The organism is Sinorhizobium sp. KGO-5 (assembly GCF_036245905.1).
GTDB classification, from domain to species: domain Bacteria; phylum Pseudomonadota; class Alphaproteobacteria; order Rhizobiales; family Rhizobiaceae; genus Sinorhizobium; species Sinorhizobium meliloti_A.
Genome location: NZ_BDIZ01000006.1, coordinates 69,379 through 90,506 on the forward strand (window position 1 = coordinate 69,379; position 21,128 = coordinate 90,506).

Consider the following 21,128-nt stretch of genomic DNA (forward strand, 5'->3'; position numbering starts at 1 on the left):
TATGCGAGTGAGTTTCAGGAGTGGTTCGTGCGGCTTATGCGGCAGATGAGGCGCTACGCGGCGGGTATTTCGATAGCCGCCGCAGTCGGTGCGGTTGCCTTCTGGTATGCGACCCGAGCGGTGCCCGTTTCGGTCGTGACGCCGAAGCGCGGTGATGCGGCGGAGATCGTTTATGCCAGCGGCGTCGTGGAGCCGCGCGTTTGGGCAAAGGTCACTTCGACAGTGCGCGAGCGGATCGTCGAGCAGTGCAACTGCGAAGGCGACCGAGTGGAAAAGGGTGCCGTGCTCGCGCGCCTGGACGATACGGAGGCGCGGGCGATTCTGAGCGAGCTGCAGGCTCGCCTGTCGCTTGCGCAGGAAGAATACCGCCGCAAGCTCGCCTTGGCCGAACGAAACACGATAAGCGAGCAGACTGTAGACCGGGCCCGCACCGACGTCGCTCAATTGGAGGCATTGATCGCGGGGCAGGAGGCGCGGCTTGCGGCCTATGTGCTGCGCGCGCCCAGCGACGGGCGGGTGCTTCGGCAGGATGGAGAGATCGGCGAGGTCGCCGAGCCTGGGACCGTTCTCTTCTGGGTCGGAGAGCCGCGCCCGCTCATCGTGGAGGCGGAGGTGAACGAGGAGGACATTCCGCGGGTCGAAGTGGGCCAGAATGCCTACCTTCGGTCGGATGCGTTTCCAGAGCGCGCGCTCGAGGCGGTTGTCGACAGCATCACGCCGAAGGGCGATCCCGTCACGAAAACTTACCGTGTTCGCCTTCGGCTGCCGGAGGACACGCCGCTCAGAATCGGCATGTCCACAGACGTAAACATCGTGGTTCGCGTGTCGCGCAACGCCTTGGTCATCCCCGCGGCAGCGGTCAGCGGGACTAGAGTCGCGGTGGTTGAAGGCGGGACGGCGAAACTGCGCGAAATCAAGACCGGCATCCGCGGCACGAACGGCGTAGAGATCCTTTCCGGCCTGGAGGAAACCGCACACATAATCTCGCCCTTGCCCCCCGACTTAACCGAGGGGACTCGGGTGGATGTGGTTGAAACAACGACGAATTGAACGCCATGCGCCTGATCCTCGATATCGCCTTGACGCACGTCGCCGGCCGCGGCCGCCAGACCCTCGTCGCGGTCGTCGGTGTCGCCGTTGGCGTCGGCTTCTCGATCGCCATGGCGGCGCTGATGCAGGGCGGGCAGGACGATTTCGTTCGCCAGCTCGTCGACACGATGCCGCATGTCGATGTGACCGATGAGCAGCGTTCGGCGCGGCGGCAGCCGGCGGAAGACCTCTTCGAAGCCGTCGCCATATCCGGGCTGAGGCCGCGGGACGACCGGCGCGGCATCATCAATCCGACCAAGGCGGTCTCCTGGCTGGAAGAATGGATGCCCGGCAGGCTTGCCGCGGTTCTGAACGTTCAGGGCGTGATCCGCTACTCGGGCCGCGAAGTCGGCGCCGTGGTGATCGGGATCGAGCCGGAGAAGGAGGTGAAGGTCTCGCCCATCGTAGAGGATTTCGAGTCCGGCAGCTTCGGCGCGCTTGCGGCCGGCGGCAACAACGTCGTGATAGGCGATACCATGGCCTCGAGGCTGGGTGCCGGGCTCGGCTATACAATTACCGCCGTGTCTTCGGAAGGCCTTGCCCGCAACTTCAAGATCGTCGGCCTGTTTCATACCGGCACCACGGCGCGTGACGAAGGCGAAGCTTATGTGCTGCTGAAGAACGCCCAGATCCTGTCCAACAGGCCGAATGCAATCAACGAGATCCGGATCAAGCTCGACGACCCGAACGCCGCGCCCACCGTGGCGCGTCGCGTGGAGGCCGAACTCGGCTACAAGGCGGTCGCGTGGCAGGAGGCGAACGAGTCCATTCTCGAAGCGCTCGTCGTACGCAACGTCATCATGTACACGGTCGTCGCCGCGATCATGCTGGTAGCGGGTTTCGGCATCTTCAACATCGTTTCCACCATCACGCACGAGAAGGCGCGCGACATCGCCATCATGAAGTCGCTGGGCTTTTCGCAAGCCGACATGCGCCGTCTGTTCGTGATCGAGGGGCTGGCGATCGGCATAGCGGGTTCCCTTCTCGGCTGGGCGCTCGGTTTTGCGATCACCTACGCCCTTTCACGGGTACGGTTCGAAATTGCCGCGACCGGCCAGGAAATGACCAGGCTACCGATCGCGTGGAGCATTCTTCACTATGCCGTAGCGACAGCCTTCGCCCTGTCCTCGGCAGCGGTCGCCGGTTATCTGCCTGCCCGCCGGGCAGCACGCGTCAATCCGGTGGACATCATAAGGGGTGCGACATGAGCCCGCTGATCGAGGCTCGCGGCCTCACGCGTATATTGCATGAGACGGTTCCGGTAACGCTGGTGAAGGACATCGACCTCATCATCGACGAGGGCGAGTTCGTGGCCGTTACCGGCCCCTCGGGATCGGGAAAGTCGTCGCTGCTCTATCTGCTGGGGCTGCTCGACCAGCCGACGCAAGGCATGCTCCGCGTCCGCGGACGCGATACGGAGCCCATGAGTGAGAAGGAGCGGGCGGAGACCCGCCTCGCCACAATGGGGTTCGTCTTCCAGTTCCATTTCCTCCTGCCGGAATTTACCGCGCGTGAGAACGTCGAAATCCCGATGCGCAAGCTTGCCCGCCTCGGCCGCGCCGCGATGCGGGCCCGGGCGACCGAATTGCTGTCCTCGCTCGGCCTCGCCGATCATCTCGACAAGCGGCCGGATCAGCTCTCGGGCGGCCAGCGCCAGCGCGTGGCGGTCGCACGGGCGCTTGCCAACGATCCGCCGCTGATCCTGGCCGACGAGCCGACCGGAAGCCTCGACAGCAGGAGTTCGGAGCAGGTATTCGCAATTCTCGACGGACTTGTCCGCGAGCGCGGCAAGACGGTCGTCGCGGTGACGCACGATCTGGGCATGGCTGCCCGCATGGATCGTCGCATCCACCTCGTGGATGGCGAGGTCAGCAAGGAAGAATAGATGCGCGAGTTTCGCCGAACGGCGCGGAGCCGGCCGGCGGATGCTCAGCGCTGCTCGTCCATTTCGGCGAGCTTGCGCACCCGGCGCCGGAAATCCTCGTCGGTGGAGAATTCGGCGGCGAGGTAGGCTGCAACGAGATCCCTTGCCAACCATGCGCCGACGATCTGGGCGCCGATGCACATGACGTTGACGTCGTCATGCTCCACCGACTGATGGGCGGAATGCACGTCATGGCAGACCGCGGCGCGGATGCCCTTCACCTTGTTGGCCGCGATCGAGGCGCCGACGCCGGTGCCGCAGACCATTAGCCCGCGATCCGCCTTGCCCGCGATGATCGAGGAAGTGACCGTCTTTGCGATGTCGGGGAAGTCTACCGGGTTCGCATCGTACGAGCCTGCGTCATGCACCTCGTGGCCGAGCGAGGTGACGTGGTCGATGATCGTGGCCTTGAGGTGAAAGCCAGCATGGTCGGAACCGATGATGATACGCATATTGGTGTCTCCTGGAGAAAAGATTACTGGGCGATCAGGCGGGGCAGCCACAGCGTGAAGTCCTTCGCTAAAGTGAGGATGACAAGCGTGGAAACCAGCGGAACGTAAAAGGGCACAAGCGCTCGCAGGAGCTGCCGGATGGACACCTTGGCGATGTCCGACACGAGGAACAGCGACAAACCCATCGGCGGCGTCAGCAGTCCGAGCATCAGGTTGAAGATCGTCACGATGCCGAGTTGAACCGGGTCGACACCGGCCATCACGAGCGGCGGCGCGATGATGGGAACGAGAAGCAGCGTTGCGGTTGTCGAGTCGAGGAACATGCCGGCGACGAAGAAGATCAGATTTGCGATGATCAGCAGCATCAGCGGGTCCTTCGACCAGCCGAGCAGCGTCGCCGCAAAGGTCTGAGGCACCTGCTCGACCGCCAGAATCCAGCCGAAAAGCGCGGCCGAGGCGACGATGATGAGGATCGCGCTGGAGCTGCGGGCCGTCAGAACCGCCGAATGCCACAGATGCGCCAGCGTCAGTTCACGGTACAGGACGCCGCTGATGAAGATGACATAGACGGCCGTTATCGCGGCCGCCTCGGTCGGTGTGAAGGCGCCGGCCGTCATGCCGCCGACCATGAGCGCCGGAGCAAGAATGGCCGGTAGCGCCGGCACCAGCGTGCCGACCAGCTCGCCTGCCGTCGGCCAGCGCTCCGCGCGCGCATGGCCATGTCGGATGGCGACCATCAGCACCGTGAGCATCAGCAGGGCGGTACACAGAACGGCGGGCATGATGCCGGCTACGAGGAGCTGGACGATCGAGACGCTCGTGACCGAGCCGTAGACGATGAGCGGGATGGAAGGCGGGAAAATCGGCCCGAGCGTCGCGGAAGCGGCAGTTACCGCGCCGGCGAAGGATGGATCGAAGCCGCGCTTCTTCATGGCGTCGATCTCGATGCGCCCCAGGCCTCCGATGTCAGCCAGCGCCGCCCCGGACATCCCGGAAAAGATCAGGCTTCCGAAGACGTTGACTTGCGCCAGGCCACCCGGCATCCGCCCGACGAGCGTATAGGCGAAGCGGAAGATGCGATCGGTAATGCCGGAGAGGTTCATGAGGTTGCCGACGAAGATGAAGAGAGGCACGGCCACCAGCGGAAACGAATCCAGCGCGTAGGTGATCCGCTGGGCAAGCAGCCCGAACGGCAAGCCCTCAACAAGTACGTAGAGAATTGACGGCAGCAGGATGGCGTAGACCACCGGGAAGCCAAGCATGAACAGACCGAGGAAGGCCGCAACGACCAGAAAACCCATGAACCAACCTTTCAGACTGCGACGTTCTTATCCGCCTGCGGCGGCTTGCGCAGATGCAGAAGATGGACGAGCGCCGCACCCGCGAAACCGAAGAGCGTGGCGCCCAGAAATATCCAGAACGGGATGCCGAGGGTCGGCGTGGCGTTGGTCAGGTTCCGGGTGATGTTCATGGCCGTGACCCAGCCGATGAACCCCGTTACGCCGATCGCGCAGGCCGAGATCGCGACATTCACGATCGCGCGCGCCCTCCTCGACATTGCCGCCTTGAACTCGCCCATGACGATATTTTCGCCATGCCCGACCACGAGTGGATAGGCGAGGAACACCAGGCAGATGAGCAGGAAGCGGGTCAGTTCCTCCGCACCGATGAAAGGCAGGCCGAAGACGCTGCGCATGACGACTTGAGCCGTCGGAACGATGACCAGCCCCGCCATCACGGCAACCACGGCAATCGTCAGGACACGTTCGGGCAGACGCATCTTCTCCCCTCCCATTCTGGCTAAAAAAATACAGGCGCTGCTGGGACAAGGGACAGTGGCTTGCCCCTGCAGCTGTTCGGTTTACTTCACCGCTTCGATCTGCTCGATGAGCGGTGCGAAATTCGGGAAGTCCTGCCGGATCTGGGCGCTGACCTTTTCACGGAATGCCGCGACGTCGAGCCCTTCGGCCTCGGTGATGACGGTCATGCCGCGGCCCTTGAGTTCCTTCACCAGATCGGCCTCGGATTCGGTCGCCATCTTCAGCGATTTCTGAGCCTCCTCGTCGAGGACCTTCGTCAGAGCCGTCCGCTGCTCTTCGCTCAATCCCTGCCAGACTTCCTCATTGATGAAGACGGCGAGCACGGCGCGCATGTGACCCGTCATCGACAGATGCGATTGCACCTCGTTGAGATTGTTGGAGGCGATCATGGTCAGCGGATTTTCCTGGCCGACGACCACGCCCGTCATCAGCGCTGTCGGGAGTTCGGCAACCTCGACGGGGGTGGGAATGGCGCCGAAGCCCTTGACCATGGAAACCCATAGCTCGAGGGGGACCGCTCGGAAACGCTTGCCGGCAAGGTCCGCCGGCGTCTTTACCGGGAAGTTGGAGGAGATGTGGCGGTCGCCGCGATAGATGCGCCCGATGATCCGCACGCCCTGTGCGATGAGCTTTTCGTTGATCGCCTGGAGGGCGGGCGACGACTGCGGGTCCGTCGCAGCGAGCGCATGGGCGCCGTCGCGGTAGATGAAAGGCGCGTTGAAGACGGCGACCTCAGGCACCAGTCGTGCGAGGGAAGCGAAATCATGATGGCCCATGGAGATCGAACCCATGCGCACACCGTCCACCATTTCCGCAACCCCGCCGAGCTGGCTGGCGGGATAGACTGTGACGGTGATTTCGCCGCCGGTCGCGGCCGCAATGCCCTCCGCTGCCTGTGCCGCATAGACCGTTTGGATGTCCCCCTCTGCGCCCACATGCGCATAGCGCAATTCGGTTGCGGAAGCGGCTCCGGCAAACAATGCGGCTCCCAGCACGGCGCCGGCCATCCGGCCATGTTTCAGAAAGTTCAGCATGCTCTCCTCCTCCCTGGATAAAACTAGCTGTCTGCTTCTTTTTCCTCTTCTTGCGGCGCGCCCTTCCTGGTGAAGGCAGCTATGTAGCTTTTGCGCCGAAGCTCGTCGCCGATGGCGAAATGTTCGCGCAGCATCCTGTCGGCCTTGTCCGGATCGCGCGCAAGAATGGACAGAAAGACCTCCCGATGGGCCTCCACGAGATAGTCGGTGATGCCGTGCGCGTCGCTCGTCTCGGCGCGCCGCTGGACATGGCTGCGCTTCAGAAGGTCGGATATCGAGCGGTAAACCGTGACGAGCGCGGGACTGCGGCTGGCCTCGACGATCGCCATGTGAAAGGCGAAGTCCGCAGCACCCCCGTCTTCCGCGTCGTGAAGCGTGTCCATCAGCCGTGTCAGCAGGCCGCCGATGCGTGAGAGGTCGCTATCCGTCGCGCGGATGCAGGCAAGACGGATAGCCTGGCATTCGATCGCGACACGAGCCTGCATGATGTCGTCGAGCATGTCGGGCTGCTGGGCGAGGCAGAACGTCAGGAAATCGCCGAAGACGCCCACGTCGGCCTTGCGCACGAAGGCGCCCTTGCCATGGCGGATATCGAGGAAGCCCAGATTGGCGAGCGACCGCAAAGCCTCCCTCAGCACCGGCCGCGATACGCCCAGAGCGAGGCAAAGCTCCCTCTCGCCCAGCAGCCTGTCGCCCACCTTGAGCGCACCGGACAACAGCTGCTCCCGGAAGAAGGAGAGCACCTTTTCCGTTCCCGCAAGTTCGTCGGCGCCTTCGGATAGCACAGGGTTCATGGAAATGGTCCCAACTGGTATTACCAGTAAGCACCACATGCGCATGCCGGTCAAGCCGCGCTGCTTGAATTCGCGGAAAATTGTTGAGAATGGTCGGTCCGCCCGCCCGGCCAGGCCCGCGGATCACAAGAATCTCAGATGCGGCGAGGGACTCCGCTGCAGCAGCAACGCGTGCAGCCGGCTTGGGCTGCCGCTTGAACTGCTCAATCCGGGGAGCAGACCGCAGTGGCGAGGATTTCCAGGCGGATACCGGGTGAAAGGAGCTCCGTGACGACCGTCGCCCGCACGGGAAAGGGAGGCGCGAAGGCTCGCCGGTGACCGGGTCTTCCGAGATGTGCACCGACCAGAAAGACCGCCAGGCCGTGGCCTACCGAGCGACAGAAACGACGACGTTGCCGACCGGTTTCCCGCTCTCGACCGCCTCGTGGGCTGCGGCGATGTCGTCCAGCGCGAATGTTTCGGCGATATGATGTCTGAGAAGCCCGGATGCCAGCTGCCCTTTAAGCGCGCCGACGGTCTGCTCGCGCACTTCCGGCGACATCTCATAGACGATGAAGAACCGCGCCGCAGCGCCGGCGAGAATCATCGGAAAGAACTCGAATGAGATTTCCGGTTTGCTGGAGCCGTAGATTACGCAAAGCCCGTCCCGCGCTATAATGCCTGGCAGCATCTCGAGATTCGTGGCGGCGTCCACCTCTATGACACGGTCGACGCCGCGCCCGTTGGTGATGCCCCCTATCCGGTCGACGACATCTTCCGTTCTGTAGTTGATCGTGTGGTCGGCTCCCAGCCGCGTGCAGATTTCAGCCTTTTCCGACGAACTGACGGTCGTGACGATGCGAGCCGCGCCATAAAGCCTGGCGAACTGAATGGCGTAAGCGCCGACTGCGCCCGCACCTCCGGTGACCAGCACGGTTTTTCCAAATACGGCTCCGTCCGTGGTCACGGCGCGAAGTGCCGTCAGCGCTGGAATGCCGAGGCAGGCGCCCTCCTCGAAAGATACGTTATCGGGCAGGTGAACCGCATGATCCTGCGGAAGGACGACATATTCGGCAGCCGTACCGTTCGAACGCCGCCAGGCGGCATTCCAGGTCCATACCCGCTCGCCGATGCGCTCGCCTGCGACACCCGTTCCCACGGCATCGATAATGCCCGCGCCATCACTGTGCGGGATCATTCTCCCGGCAATGAGGGGCCGTCCCGCCCTGGCCTTCACATCGGACGGATTGACGCCGGACGCATGTATGCGGACGCGGACCTCTCCGGGGCCGGGGATAGGCTCGGGAAGGCTGCCAACCTCCAGGACATCGCGGGCGGCGCCATTCTTCTCGTACCATGCAGCTCTCATTGTCGTTGCCTGTCCGTCAGACGTCGAGGACGACGAAACGGTCGCGACCGTTACGCTTTGCCGCGTAGAGAGCCCTGTCGCAGCTGTTCAGCAGCTCCGCTCGTTGCTGCCCATTGGACGGGGCGAGGGCGCCGCCGATGCTGATGCGTGCGAGGACCATCTCGCCGTCGACCCGGAAGGGTTCGCGAAAAGCCGCGACCAGCCGCTGCGAAACCGCTGCGAGCGCTGGTGCATTAAGCGGATTTGGAATGAAAACGGCGAATTCGTCGCCGCCCATGCGGATCGGGATGTCGCCTGCTCTGATGACCGAGCGAATCCGGTTGGCGGCCTCGTACAGAACCGCGTCGCCGGCGGGATGGCCAAGCTCGTCGTTGATCGCCTTGAATCCATCCATGTCGAGGTAAAGAGCCCCGAAGGTCTGACCCGCCGCAATCGCGTGGTGGAGAGCCCCGTCGACGATCGACGAGAGGGCCGAGCGGTTGAACAGGCCCGTCAACGGATCGGTGATGGCCGCATTCTGTAATTGGTTATGGGCGAGGCCCATGACGAGATTCGCCTTCTGCAGGCTCAAAAGCGCACTGGCGACCGCCGCAAATCGGCGCAGGTTCTGCGCCTGCTCGTCGGAAAGATCCCTGGGCCGGCCATCGAGGATGCAGAAGCTGCCGACGGGCAGGTTCTCGAGATAGACGGGCGCGCCGGCGTAAAACCGGAAGTGCGGGCTTCCGACCACATACGGTCTCGTTTTCAGTTCACGGTCTTCCGCCAGATCCGGGATAATGAGGAGTTCGTCCGCGAAGACGACCCGCGTGCATATGGACATCTCGCGCGAGCATTCGCCGATCCTCAAGCCCGCCTGACCGGCGATCCGCTGCCAGTCTTCGTCGATGATGTTTATGGCGGCGTAGGAAACGTCGAAGATGCCCTTGGCAAGCTCGGCCAGGGTTGCGAGTTCGGGCGTGGGAGCGCTGCCGATTGAATTGAGCGAACGGACTGCGAGCAACCTTTGACGCTCGTTCGTGGGGATTCTTACGGCTTGTCCCATTTCTGTCTCCGTCGTTCGTGAAAGATGGCGATCCGGGCGACCCGTCCATTGTTAGGGGAAGCCCGGCGGCGTTCCGACCTATCGCAAAAAAACGTCGGCGCGCTATCCTTAAACCTTAGAGTAATGCGGGCACTCTCCGTCACTCGCCGAAGTTTTACGCAGTTCACCATGGAAACATGCAAATTTGAGGGTTGCTCAGCAAAGAATACCATTCAATCGTGACGGGATGCGGCGAGGCGGACTTGAGTTCGGGCACGGCGTCGCGAGAAGAGTTGCAGCAGCGTATCAGCCGAACGGGCTGACCCCAGTGAGTATTTTGACATGATCCTCAATCATCGGCTCACACGTATTACCGTCGGCATCCTCCTCCTGGCGCTTGCAATTGCCGTCCTGCTGCCCGGGTTGACTGGCTACAGCAGCCTGGATGGGACGGTAAACGCACGCCTTGCCGTGATAAATGCGCCGATCGACGGCGAAATCGAGAAACCGGCGCCTCGAATCGGAACGCCGGTGGCAGAGGGTGAAACGCTCGCGACGATCCGTAAGCAGCGTGTCAACAGAGCGATCCTGGCGTCGCTGCGCACCGATCATCGAACCGCCGTCGAGCGCGTCGCGGCGCTGCGGCGGGAGCGGGATGAACTCGCGCGATTGCGGGACGATCTTGCCGGGCGGCTCGACATCTTCAGGAACGCGACCATCGCCAGCCTGGAGCGCGAGGTTCAGATCCTCCAGAAGAGGGTCGAAGTGTCGCGCGCGCAGGACGTCGTAGCGAGGGTCGACCTCGTCCGGCGGCAGGACCTCGAGGCCAAGGGGATATTCACCCGCAAGATGGTGGAGGCGGCGGAAGCCGCCGGTGCGGCCGCCGGCGGCGAACTCGAGATCAGCAATCTGACCGTGGAATTGCTGCAGCAACGCCTCAAAGCCGTGCGTCAGGGCATATTCATCGTCGGCGATGGTCAGAACGACGTGCCTTATTCCAGGCAGCGCCAGGACGAGGTGATCGTCCGCATCCACGATCTCAATACGCGGATCGCGGAGAACGAGGCACGGGCAAAACAGACGGACCAGCAGATAGCCGAGGAGGAGAGGCGGGTTCTCAGTCTCGAAGCCGCGACGATCCCGTCGCCCCTCGATGGCGTGGTGTGGAGCCGCAACGTGGTCAGCGGTTCCAATGTCATTTTGAACAACGAGATGATGCGCATCCTCGACTGCCGCGAGCTGTTCGTCGATATTCTGGTTCCTGAAGTCGATTATGACGAGATCTATCCCGGCCGCGAGGCGGAGGTCCGGCTCTTCGGTCGCGGAGATGTCTTCAAAGGCCGCGTGCAAGCGGTCAGGGGATCGTCCGCGGTCGTGGAAAAGGACACGCTGGCCGCCAACGAGCCGGAGACAGAGGAGCGAAATGCCCGCATCCGCGTCACGCTCGCTCCGTCGGCACTCAACACCGATTTCGCGAATTTCTGTCAGGTCGGGCGAACGGCCCAGGTTCGTTTCTCCAAGCGCAGCCTTCACCTGGCGCAGTGGGTTCAAAGCTTGTGGTTCAGTCTCTTCTAGCGCTGGCGCCGACCTTACTCGTCATCGCCTTTTTTCTCCTCGGGCCTTTCAACTGGCCGCGCCACAGGAGCTGGTCGCGCGCGGTCACCTGCGCGGTCGTCGCTGCCTTCGCGCTGCGTTACCTGATCTGGCGCTTCACCGAAACCGTTCTCCCCTATCCGAACGACGGCGCCAATTTCTATTGGGTCTGGTTCGTTTTCATCGTGGAGTTCCTCGCCTTTTCGGAGGTTGTGCTCTTCCTCATCCTGATGAGCCGCTACGTCGACCGCAGCGCCGAGGGGGATCGGCTGGAGCGGCAGTTTTTTGAGCGGGATGAACGGGAACTTCCCACGGTCGACGTCTTCATACCGACCTATAACGAGCCGCTCGACGTTCTGGAACGGACGATCGTCGGGGCGCTTGCGCTCGATCATCCCAAGGACAAGCTGAAGGTTTATGTGCTCGATGACGGCCGGCGCGACTGGCTCAGGACGTTCTGCGAGGGGCGCGGGGCGATCCATGTCACGCGCAGCGACAACGCGCATGCCAAGGCCGGCAACATGAACAACGGATTGCGCGTCAGCGCAGGCGATTTCATCGCCGTCTTCGATGCCGATTTCGTGCCCTATCGCAGTTTCCTCCGGCGCACCTTGCCTTTCTTCATGGACGACACCATCGGCATCGTGCAAACACCGCAGCACTTCTTCAACGTCGATCCGATCCAGTCCAATCTCGGACTGGAGAACCTATGGCCCGATGAGCAACGCTTGTTTTTCGACGAGATCGCCCCCAGCCGCGACGGCTGGGACGTCAGCTTCTGCTGTGGCTCCTGTTCGATCGCAAGGCGCAAGGCCGTAGACGCCATCGGCGGATTTCCCACCGAGTCGATCACCGAGGACCTGCTGACGACGCTGTCGATGCTCAACAGGGGTTTCAAGACGCGCTATCTCAACGAGCGCCTTTCGATGGGTCTGGCGGCCGAGAATCTCACCGGCTATTTCGTCCAGCGCGAGCGCTGGTGCCAAGGCGGTATCCAGACGCTCTACCTGCACAACGGCCCCTTGCGCGGGCCGGGTCTCTCGCTCTTTCAGCGCGTCATGTTCCTGCCCATGTCGTGGCTGGTGCAATATCTGGTCCGCTTCATCGTGCTTCTCATTCCCATAATCTATCTGTGGTTCGGCGCCCTGCCGCTCTATTTCACGGATGTGGCCGACTATGTCTCGAACCAGGTGCCCCTGCTCGCGGCCTATTTCCTGCTGATGTTCTGGCTCACGCCGACGCGCTACCTTCCGGTGGTTTCCACCGCCGTCGGTACCTTCTCGACCTTCCGCATGCTGCCGACCGTCCTTTCGAGTCTGGTCAGGCCCTTCGGCAAGCCATTCAAGGTGACCCCGAAGGGCAGCAGCAACGAGGAGAACGTCTTCGACGCCTATACTTTCACCTGGATCGCCGGCTTCATCGTGGTTACCGCGCTGGGCCTCCTGATCAACATCGTTCCGGAGACGGCGCGGGTAGAGGGTTCGTTCTCGGCGATTGCCGCGCTTTGGTCGGGCATCAACATCGTGGTGCTGATCATCGCCTCGCTTATCTGCTTCGAGAAGCCGCGGCGCCTGCTGCAGGCGTTCAAGCTCGACGAGCCGGTGGATGTGGATGGCGTCGAAGGCCGCCTCGTGAGCCTCTCGCTGGACAAGGCGGTGGTGGCGGTTTCGACGGAAACGCGGTTCAAATCGACCAAGGTCAGGTTGAACATCGAAGGCTTCGCGCCGCTCGAAGCGGATCTGAAGCAGGTAACGCAGCGGCGCGGGGACATCACCCGCACCGGCGACAAGCAGCGTTACTACCTTCATCTTCACTACGACCTGCGTGGATTCGAGCGGGACAAGATGATCATCAAGCTCTACACCGGGCGCTATTCCCGGGACGTTCCCGATATCGACAAGATCGCCGTTTCGGTGAATTTGCTGTTGCGCGCTTTCGGTCGCACGCGAACCGCCTGATCAGCGGTTCTGCAGCCGGGCGGGATGCCTCCGCTCTACCTGCCCTTCGGGGCATAGAGCGTGCGGGAGCGCTCGAGGTGTCTGATCATCGCCTGCTCGGCTTCGTCCGGATTTCCGCGACGGATACAATCGATGATTTCCTCGTGTTCCGTGAGGGTCACGTTCTCCCGGCCGGTCCAGATCAGCATTTCCGTATGATACTCTTTGAGCCAGCCGAGCATCGCCTCGCTGACGGCGGTATATATCGGATTGCCGGAAATCTGGGCAATGCGGGTGTGGAACGCCATGTCCGCGGCGATGAAGGCATCGGGATCCTCGAGTGCCGCCTGCTGCCGCTTCAAGGTTTCCTCCAGCGCCGCGATATCGCCGGCTTCGGCCCTGCTTGCCGCCTCCCGCGCCATGCCGCGTTCGAAGAAGATGCGCGCGCTCTTCAGGTGTTCCAGCGAATCCGAGGAGGCCGCGAGCATGATCTTGGCCGCGGCATCCACCTGCCGAAGCAGCGACCGCGCCGTCGGCTGCAGCACCTTGGCCCGCTCGCCATGCGAAATCTCGATCAGCCCCATATTGGCAAGCGCCTGCATCGCCTCGCGAATGGCCGGGCGTCCCACCTGGAAGCGCTCCATCAGCATCCGCTCGGAGGGCATCTCATCTCCCGGTTGCAGCTCGCCGGTTTCGATCAACGCCTTCAGCCGCGCAAACACCTCGTCGGAAAGTTTCCTGCGGATGATGGGCTCGGATTGCATGACCATGTGAACTCCAGCAGCTTGCGGATCATTCTCTATAGGCAGGTTTCTTCCGGCAGGCGAGATTTCTCTTGCCTAACTCAGATACTCATTATACCAGTTGCGCGAGAGAAGCTACTGAATCGAATGCAAAGAGCGCTGCCGTGATACGCATCACCTACCGCATCGAGACCCCGGGCGATGTCGAAGTCCTGGCGAGAAAGATCGCAAGCGACCAGTCGACCGGAACGTTCGTGCCGGTGCCGGGCGAAAGCGAAGAGCTGAAGGCGCGGGCGGCCGCGCGCGTAGTGGCTATCCGCCACCTCGAACCCGCCGATCGAGCCTCATGGCCGGACGAGGCCGGAGGTGCCACGCGCTTCAACCGGGCCGATGCGGAGATTGCCTTCCCGCTCGATGCGGTAGGAACGGATCTTTCCGCCTTGATGACCATTGCGATCGGCGGCGTCTATTCCATCAAGGGAATGACCGGCATCCGCATCGTGGATATGAAGCTGCCGCCGGAGTTCGCGGCGGCGCATCCGGGGCCGCAGTTCGGTGTTGCCGGCAGCCGGCGCCTGACCGGTGTCGAAGGCCGTCCGATCATCGGGACGATCGTCAAGCCGGCGCTGGGTTTGCGGCCCGAGGAAACGGCGATGCTCGTCGGCGACCTGCTTTCCTCCGGGGTGGATTTCATCAAGGACGACGAGAAGCTGATGAGCCCGGCCTATTCCCCGCTGAGTGCGCGGATTGCAGCCATCATGCCGAGAATCCTCGACCACGAGCAGAAGACCGGCAAGAAGGTGATGTATGCCTTCGGCATATCCCATGCCGATCCGGATGAGATGATGCGAAACCACGATCTGGTGGTCGCGGCCGGCGGCAATGCGGCGGTCGTCAACATCAATTCCGTCGGAATGGGCGGCGTCGCTTACCTGCGCAAGCGCTCCGGCCTCGTTCTCCACGCCCATCGCAACGGCTGGGACATTCTCACGCGTCATGGCGGCTTGGGAATGGAGTTTTCTGTCTGGCAGCAATTCTGGCGCCTCCTCGGGGTCGACCAGTTCCAGATCAACGGCATCCGCGTCAAATACTGGGAACCTGACGAGAGCTTCGTGAAGTCCTTCGAGGCCGTGAGCACGCCGCTCTTTTCCAAGGAGGATTGTCCGCTGCCGGTCGTGGCGTCGGGTCAATGGGGCGGACAGGCGCCCGAGACCTATGCACGAACCGGGCATACGACCGATCTGCTCTATCTCTGCGGCGGCGGCATCGTCAGCCATCCGGGCGGACCCGGCGCCGGCGTCAGGGCCGTATGCCAGGCCTGGGAGGCGGCAGTCGCCGGGATCCCGTTGGCCGATTATGCCAGAGATCACCCCGAACTGGCGCAATCGCTCGAAAAATTCGCCGACGGCAAGGGCGCCTGACTTCCGTTCGACCGGAGACCCCAATGCACATTCCCTTGCTCAGCTACTACGGCGACGATCTGACCGGCTCGACCGACGTGATGGAGGCACTCTCCTCGCACGGGGTCGAAACCGCGTTGTTTCTCAAGGTGCCTGAGCCTTCGCTCTTCGAGCGCTTCGGCCATTGCCGTGCCTTTGGGCTCGCGGGCACCAGCCGCAGCCAGACACCGGGCTGGATGGCGGAAAACCTTCCTCCGGCCTTTCTGTGGCTGAAGGCGCTGAAGGCGGAGATCGCCCACTATAAGGTTTGCTCGACCTTCGATTCGAGCCCCGGTGTCGGCAACATAGGCAAGGCGATCGAGATCGGGCGGGATGTCTTCGGCGCCGCGCCGGTACCGCTGGTCATCGGCGCGCCGCAGATCCGCCGTTACACCGCCTTCGGCAATCTGTTCGCCGCCTTTCGCGGCGAAACCTACCGCATAGACCGGCATCCGGTGATGAGCAGGCATCCGGTAACCCCGATGAACGAGGCGGATATCCGCCTTCACCTTTCGCGTCAGACATCGCTCAGCGCGGCACTTGTAGACCTCGTGCAACTCGCATCGCCGGACGTGGACGCGTTCGCCGACAGGGTTTTCGCGGATCACCAACTCGTCCTTCTCGATGTCGCGGATGAGGGGAGCCAGGCCGTCGTCGGGCGCCAGCTCTGGCGGACGCGAGCGGCGGAAGGGCAATTCGTCTGCGGTTCGTCCGGCATCGAATATGCGCTCGTTCGCGAATGGCGTCGCCTTGGCCTGCTCGGCGAAGCGCCGGCATTCGCGCCGCCCGGACCGGTCGACCGGATCGCGGTGGTTTCGGGCAGCGTCTCTCCGACCACGGAGCGGCAAATCCGTCATGCGATGGAGAACGGTTTCGAGGGGATAGGGCTCGATGCAGTCGCACTCGCGGCGACGGATGCCGGCTCGGCATTCGAGGATGCCGTTGCGCGGGGGCTTGCCTGTCTGGAGAAGGGCCGGAGTATCATTCTCTATACCGCACTCGGCCCCTCTGCCGATCGGGGCGAAGCCATTCCTCTGGAGGATGGCTCGCGTCACCGGATCGGCGAACGGCTCGGATCGCTGCTGAGAGAACTGGTGACGCGGGCCGGGCTCCGCCGCGCTGTGATCGCCGGGGGCGATACGTCGAGCCACGCCCTTGGCCAGCTTTCTGTCGACGCGCTTACATTGCGGCTGCCGCTTCCGCAGTCGCCGGGATCGCCTCTCTGCACCGCGCATAGCGCCGATCCGAGGGTGGACGGCATGGAGGTCGCTCTGAAGGGCGGCCAGGTCGGGTTCGACGACTATTTTTCGATGATCCGGGATGGACGGGGCTAAGGCTCTTCCGAGGAAAAGTGCGTCGTTCCGAAAGCGCTCTCATAGCAGCTTGTCGAGCGTTATCGGCAGATCGCGAATGCGTTTTCCCGTCGCGTGAAAGATGGCATTCGCAATTGCCGCCGCCGCGCCCGTTATGCCGATTTCGCCGACCCCGTGTGCGCCAAGCGGCGCATGTTCGTCGGGAATGTCGTTGTAGATGACCTCGATATGCGGCACGTCGAGATGCACCGGGACATGATATTCGGCGAGTGACGGATTCATGATCCGCCCGCGGCGCGTGTCGAGCAAGGTTTCCTCCGCGAGAGCCATGCCGATCCCCATGACGATCCCGCCGCGAAGCTGGCTGACGGCCGTTTTCGGATTGAGGATCCGGCCGCAATCGAAGGAGCCGAGCCAGCGCGAGATCCGCACTTCGCCTGATTCCCCGTTGACGCGAGCTTCGCAGAATTGCGCGCCGTAGGAGGCCATGGAGTACTTCATTACCTCGAACGGCATTCCCGAAGTCTCTTCCACTTCAATGAAATCACGGCCGGCGCGCTTCAGGATCGAGGCATAGGTCTCGCCCTTGCTTCCCTCGCCGGACAGGAAAAGCCCGCCGTCGCGTGCCTCGATCTCTACGTTTGCACCTGCCAACGGCGAGCCGTTACCGGCGAGCTTGATGAGTTCGCGATGGATCTTTTCGACGGCCACCTGCACCGCCGCGGCGATGCTGCCGGTCTGGCTCGAGCCGCCGGCGATGATCGGCGAGTCCGGCAGGGCGGAGTCGCCATAGCGGAATGAAACCATCTCCAGCGGCAGGCCGAGACGGTCGGCTGCGTGCTGAATCTGCACCGTAGCGGTTCCCATGCCCATTTCGTTCGCCGCCGCTTGCACGAGTGCGCTGCCGTCGGCGGAAATGCGAAGGCGAACTGCGGCGGGAAAGCGGAAGACCGGGTAATAGGCCGTCGCCACGCCTTGTCCGATCAGCCATTTTCCATCGCGCTGCGAACACGGTTCGGCCGGCCGCCGGCTCCAGCCGAACTTTTCCGCGCCGCGCCGATAGGCCTCGACGAGATGACGGCTCGAAAATTCCGTGCCTTTCGTGGGATCCTTTTCGGGCTCGTTCAAACGGCGAAGTTCGACCGGATCGATCTTAATCGCGTAGGCGAGTTCGTCTATGGCCGATTCCAGAGCGAAAGTGCCAATCGATTCCCCCGGCGCGCGCATCCATGTGTTGGCGACGGTATCGAGATCGACGACCTTCTGACCGACGGTCATTGTCCGCGAGGCGTAGAGATGCCGCGGAGTCAATGAAAATTGTTCGGGATACTTGGCGTGGGTCGTCGTCGCCGTCACCCCGGTGTGAATGATCGCCGCGAATTTTCCATCCTCATCGGCGCCGAGCGCGACGCGCTGTTCCGAAGGCGTGCGGCCGCCGATGAGGCGGAAAACGTCTTCGCGAGCGAGCGCCATTTTGACGGGGCGATTGGCGACTTTGGCCGCCGCCGCACAGAGCGCGGTGTGATTCCACAAGGCGGCCTTGCCGCCGAAGCCCCCGCCGACGAATGGTGCGATGACGCGCACGTCGTCCCCCTTAAGGCCGAACATGCCTGCGAGTGCGTGCTTGCAGCCGTTTACGAATTGGGTCGAGTCGAAAACCGTCAGCCTGCCGTCTTCGTCCCAGGCGGCGATCGTCGCATGCGGCTCTATGGCGTTGTGGTTGTAGTGCGGTGTCCGGTAGAGATGGTCGACCTTGACTGCCGCCGCCGCGAAAGCCTTCTCCGGGTTGCCGATCTCGAGTTCCGGATCTTCGCCCATGACGGCGGATGGCACGGTCGCTTCCGCCTTGAGGTCCTCGAACGAAACCCGCGCTGCTTTCTCATCATAGTCGACGCGCACGAGCGAAGCCGCATGCTCCGCCTGTTCGAGCGTTTCGGCAACGGCAACCGCGACGGGCTGCCCATTCCAACTGATCTCGTCGTCCTGCAGAACGGCGAGATCACTGGCCGCGAACCCCTTGTCCATGTGCCTTACGTCCATGAGTGGCGGCCGTTTCATCTTCGGGGCGTTTTCGGCAGTGACGATCGTTATGACGCCTGGACTCCTCTCGGCATCGGAGGCGTCGATTCCGACAATTCGCCCCTTGGCGATCGTGCTGCAGACCGGAACGGCATAAGCCAGATTTTCGATCTCGAATTCCGCGGCGAAGCGCGCTTCACCCTTCACCTTCCGTTGCCCGTCAACGCGGCTGACGGGCGTGCCGAGGTAACCGTGTTTGTGGATGAGCGGGTCCGGCGCCTTGTCGGGCATGAACTGGACGACGGTTTCCATAAGCTTCTGCAGGACGCTCATCTTACCCTCCGGCCAATTCGCCCAACACGCCGACGATCGTGCGCTTCGCCAATTCGACCTTGAAGGCGTTATGGGCGAGGCCTCTTGCCGGCGCGAGTTCGGCTTCCGCCGCCTGTCTGAAGCTCTCGGCACCAGCGTTCGCTCCCGCCAGGACGCGCTCGGCTTCGGTAGCCCGCCACGGCTTGTGCGCCACGCCCCCGAGCGCCAGGCGGACGTTCCTGACCTTGCCGCTGTCGATCTCCAGAGCTGCGGCCACGCTGACCAGGGCAAAAGCATAGCTCGCGCGGTCCCGGACCTTCCGGTAGAGCGAGCGCCTGGCGAAGCCGAGCGGCGGGATCTCGATGCCGGTGATAAGTTCGCCGGGCTGCAGGTCGGTCTCGATATGGGGGGTATGCTCCGGCAAACGGTGGAAGTCCTCGAAGGCAATCGTGCGCGCGCCGCTGGGCCCGACGACGTTCACCTTCGCATCGAGAGCCGCCAGGGCGACGCACATATCGGACGGATGCGTGGCGATGCAGCTGTCCGAGGCTCCGAGGATCGCGTGCATCCGATTGAAGCCCCCGATCGCATCGCATCCCGCTCCCGGGGCACGCTTGTTGCAGCGCGCCGCGTGGTCGTAGAAATAGAGGCAACGCGTTCGCTGCATGAGGTTGCCCGCAACGGTCGCCATGTTGCGGATCTGGCCCGATGCTCCGAACACGATCGCCTGGGCCAGAAACGGATAGCGGTCCCGCACGACCGGATGACCGGCGACCGCCGTGTTCCGCACCGTCGCACCGATAGCAAGGCTGCCATCCGGCCGCTCCTCGATCCGGTCCAGAGGCAGCCCGGTCACATCCACCAGCGCGTCCGGCTGTTCGATGTTCTCGCGCATCAGGTCCACAAGGTTGGTGCCGCCGCCGAGCAACTTCGCATTCGGGGTCTTGGAGAGGAGCTGCACGGCGGTTTCCAGATCAGTCGCTCTCGCATAGGCGAAGCTCTTCATTTCGCCACCTCGCGGTCAAATGCGCCGTGGATCGCCTCGCAGATGCCGACATAAGCCCCGCAACGACAGAGGTTTCCGCTCATGCGTTCCTTGATCTCGGCGTCCGAGAATTCGATCGTAGCCGCGGCCATGTCCCCGGTCACGGCGCTCGGCAAGCCGCTTTGAAATTCTTGGAACATTCCGATCGCCGAACAGATCTGCCCGGGGGTGCAATAACCGCATTGGAAACCGTCATGCTCTATGAATGCGGCCTGAAGCGGGTGAAGCTCGCCATTGGCAATGCCTTCGATCGTGGTGATCTCCCGGCCTTCAAGCTGAAGCGCCAGCGACAGGCAGGACAGGACGCGCTGACCGTCCACCAAAACCGTGCAGGCGCCGCAGGCGCCCTGGTTGCATCCCTTCTTGGGGCCGGTAACGCTCAAATGCTCGCGCAGAACGTCCAGCAGAGAGGTGCGTGGGTCGATCGACAGGGAATGGTCGACGCCGTTGATCTTCAGCAGGATCAGCGCTGAGCCGGCAGGCGGGATGGGTGCCGCCTTAGGCGTTCGGTGGGGCGATGGCATGAGCACACCCTCTCGATTTGCATCAGCCGCGGCATCTCGCGCCGGAGCGGGGCAGGTCAGTCGCGCGAGGCGGCAGGGGTTGCCAGAACCCGGCAATCGGATGAATGTTCCGAAGATTGTTCGCATGCGGCACGACCGCGGCGGCCGGGCAGGGACAGCGATTGGCGAGATGATCTATTTCACGGGCGACACGCATTACGGCGATCCGCGTGTGCTTCGCATCGACCGCCGCCCGTTTTCCAATATGGCCGAACATGATGCCGCCCTGATCGCCAATTGGAACGAAACCGTCTCGCCGCAGGACGACGTCTGGCACCTTGGCGACTTCGCGGCAAAGAGAACCGGGCTTGCCGAAGATCTGCTGTCCCGTCTGAACGGCCGCAAGCACCTCATCGTAGGCAACAACGACCCGATCGACACGACCGGGGCGAGCGGCTGGCACAGCGTGCAGCATTACGCGGAGCTGATGGTCGATGGGCGGCTGCTCGTCCTTTGCCATTATCCGTTCCGGACATGGAACCAGATGGGAAAGAAGTCGATCAATCTGCACGGGCACTCCCATGGCAGGCTGAAGCCGATCCCGCGGCAGTTCGATGTGGGCGTGGATGCGAGAGGCCTGCGTCCGGTCCGGCTGGTTGATATTTTCCCCCAGGCCGGGCGGTAAACTCCCGCTTGGCGCTTCGGGGAACGTGCGAGCCTTTCGAATGTTCTCCAATATCGG

At 63.0% G+C, this 21,128-nt stretch carries 19 protein-coding genes; 8 read left to right on the forward strand and 11 right to left on the reverse strand.

Features of this window, described 5'->3' with window-relative positions; all coding sequences use genetic code 11:
* The first annotated feature begins 27 nt into the window (after positions 1–27).
* Genes BHD07_RS22790 through BHD07_RS22800 form a run of 3 tightly spaced genes read left to right on the forward strand, consistent with a single transcriptional unit; the run spans position 28 to position 2,974 of the window.
* Positions 28–1,050 carry an efflux RND transporter periplasmic adaptor subunit gene (locus tag BHD07_RS22790; protein ID WP_338283184.1) on the forward strand — a complete coding sequence of 341 codons (1,023 nt, stop codon included), beginning with the start codon at positions 28–30 and terminating at the stop codon, positions 1,048–1,050.
* Between the two features lie 5 nt (positions 1,051–1,055).
* A complete protein-coding gene (locus tag BHD07_RS22795) occupies positions 1,056–2,297 on the forward strand; it encodes an ABC transporter permease (protein ID WP_338283185.1) in 1,242 nt (413 codons plus the stop codon).
* The gene (locus tag BHD07_RS22800; RefSeq protein ID WP_338283186.1) at positions 2,294–2,974 is read left to right on the forward strand and encodes an ABC transporter ATP-binding protein; all 681 of its coding nucleotides are present in this window, start codon (positions 2,294–2,296) and stop codon (positions 2,972–2,974) included. The genes BHD07_RS22795 and BHD07_RS22800 overlap by 4 nt, the downstream gene beginning before the upstream one ends.
* Positions 2,975–3,018: 44 nt before the next feature.
* On the opposite strand, the gene rpiB is transcribed toward BHD07_RS22800, so the two are convergent.
* From rpiB to BHD07_RS22835, 7 genes are all read right to left on the reverse strand, one after another.
* Positions 3,019–3,465 carry a ribose 5-phosphate isomerase B gene (gene rpiB, locus BHD07_RS22805; protein ID WP_338283187.1) on the reverse strand — a complete coding sequence of 149 codons (447 nt, stop codon included), beginning with the start codon at positions 3,463–3,465 and terminating at the stop codon, positions 3,019–3,021.
* 23 nt (positions 3,466–3,488) lie between these two features.
* Complete coding sequence (locus tag BHD07_RS22810) at positions 3,489–4,766, reverse strand: TRAP transporter large permease (RefSeq protein WP_324764185.1); 1,278 nt, start codon at positions 4,764–4,766, stop codon at positions 3,489–3,491.
* An 11-nt stretch (positions 4,767–4,777) separates the two neighbouring features.
* Entirely contained in the window at positions 4,778–5,245 is a 468-nt protein-coding gene (locus BHD07_RS22815; RefSeq protein ID WP_338283189.1) for a TRAP transporter small permease, read from the reverse strand.
* A gap of 81 nt (positions 5,246–5,326) precedes the next feature.
* Positions 5,327–6,319: a TRAP transporter substrate-binding protein gene (locus BHD07_RS22820; protein WP_338283190.1), complete on the reverse strand. Its 993-nt coding sequence runs from the start codon at positions 6,317–6,319 to the stop codon at positions 5,327–5,329.
* A 23-nt stretch (positions 6,320–6,342) separates the two neighbouring features.
* Positions 6,343–7,113: a FadR/GntR family transcriptional regulator gene (locus BHD07_RS22825; RefSeq protein ID WP_338283192.1), complete on the reverse strand. Its 771-nt coding sequence runs from the start codon at positions 7,111–7,113 to the stop codon at positions 6,343–6,345.
* Between the two features lie 367 nt (positions 7,114–7,480).
* Entirely contained in the window at positions 7,481–8,461 is a 981-nt protein-coding gene (locus BHD07_RS22830; RefSeq protein WP_338283193.1) for an NADPH:quinone reductase, read from the reverse strand.
* 16 nt (positions 8,462–8,477) lie between these two features.
* Entirely contained in the window at positions 8,478–9,503 is a 1,026-nt protein-coding gene (locus BHD07_RS22835) for a sensor domain-containing diguanylate cyclase (RefSeq protein WP_338283195.1), read from the reverse strand.
* A 321-nt stretch (positions 9,504–9,824) separates the two neighbouring features.
* Here BHD07_RS22835 and BHD07_RS22840 point away from each other — a divergent pair, with 321 nt between their 5' ends.
* Together BHD07_RS22840 and BHD07_RS22845 are read left to right on the forward strand one after the other, a co-directional pair.
* A complete protein-coding gene (locus tag BHD07_RS22840) occupies positions 9,825–11,057 on the forward strand; it encodes an HlyD family secretion protein (RefSeq protein ID WP_338283196.1) in 1,233 nt (410 codons plus the stop codon).
* On the forward strand, positions 11,039–13,033 hold the full coding sequence (locus BHD07_RS22845) for a glycosyltransferase (RefSeq protein ID WP_324764167.1): 1,995 nt from the start codon (positions 11,039–11,041) through the stop codon (positions 13,031–13,033). The genes BHD07_RS22840 and BHD07_RS22845 overlap by 19 nt, the downstream gene beginning before the upstream one ends.
* Positions 13,034–13,068: 35 nt before the next feature.
* Here the strand turns inward: BHD07_RS22845 and BHD07_RS22850 are convergent, their stop codons facing one another.
* On the reverse strand, positions 13,069–13,782 hold the full coding sequence (locus tag BHD07_RS22850; protein ID WP_338283198.1) for a transcriptional regulator NanR: 714 nt from the start codon (positions 13,780–13,782) through the stop codon (positions 13,069–13,071).
* A gap of 137 nt (positions 13,783–13,919) precedes the next feature.
* Between BHD07_RS22850 and oiaX the strand changes: the two genes are divergently transcribed.
* On the forward strand, positions 13,920–15,176 hold the full coding sequence (gene oiaX / locus BHD07_RS22855; protein WP_338283199.1) for a 3-oxo-isoapionate-4-phosphate decarboxylase OiaX: 1,257 nt from the start codon (positions 13,920–13,922) through the stop codon (positions 15,174–15,176).
* A gap of 23 nt (positions 15,177–15,199) precedes the next feature.
* The gene (locus BHD07_RS22860) at positions 15,200–16,528 is read left to right on the forward strand and encodes a four-carbon acid sugar kinase family protein (RefSeq protein ID WP_338283200.1); all 1,329 of its coding nucleotides are present in this window, start codon (positions 15,200–15,202) and stop codon (positions 16,526–16,528) included.
* A gap of 39 nt (positions 16,529–16,567) precedes the next feature.
* Here BHD07_RS22860 and BHD07_RS22865 read toward each other — a convergent pair whose 3' ends face one another.
* The 3 genes from BHD07_RS22865 to BHD07_RS22875 are packed head-to-tail and all read right to left on the reverse strand — an operon-like array spanning position 16,568 to position 20,407.
* On the reverse strand, positions 16,568–18,859 hold the full coding sequence (locus BHD07_RS22865; protein WP_338283201.1) for a xanthine dehydrogenase family protein molybdopterin-binding subunit: 2,292 nt from the start codon (positions 18,857–18,859) through the stop codon (positions 16,568–16,570).
* Between the two features lies 1 nt (position 18,860).
* On the reverse strand, positions 18,861–19,844 hold the full coding sequence (locus BHD07_RS22870; protein ID WP_275598763.1) for an FAD binding domain-containing protein: 984 nt from the start codon (positions 19,842–19,844) through the stop codon (positions 18,861–18,863).
* Positions 19,841–20,407: a 2Fe-2S iron-sulfur cluster-binding protein gene (locus BHD07_RS22875; protein WP_338283202.1), complete on the reverse strand. Its 567-nt coding sequence runs from the start codon at positions 20,405–20,407 to the stop codon at positions 19,841–19,843. Before BHD07_RS22875 ends, BHD07_RS22870 begins: the two co-directional genes overlap by 4 nt.
* Before the next feature lie 124 nt (positions 20,408–20,531).
* Between BHD07_RS22875 and BHD07_RS22880 the strand changes: the two genes are divergently transcribed.
* Positions 20,532–21,071 (forward strand): metallophosphoesterase family protein, encoded by a 540-nt coding sequence (locus BHD07_RS22880; RefSeq protein WP_338283204.1) that lies wholly within the window; start codon positions 20,532–20,534, stop codon positions 21,069–21,071.
* Positions 21,072–21,128: the final 57 nt, after the last annotated feature.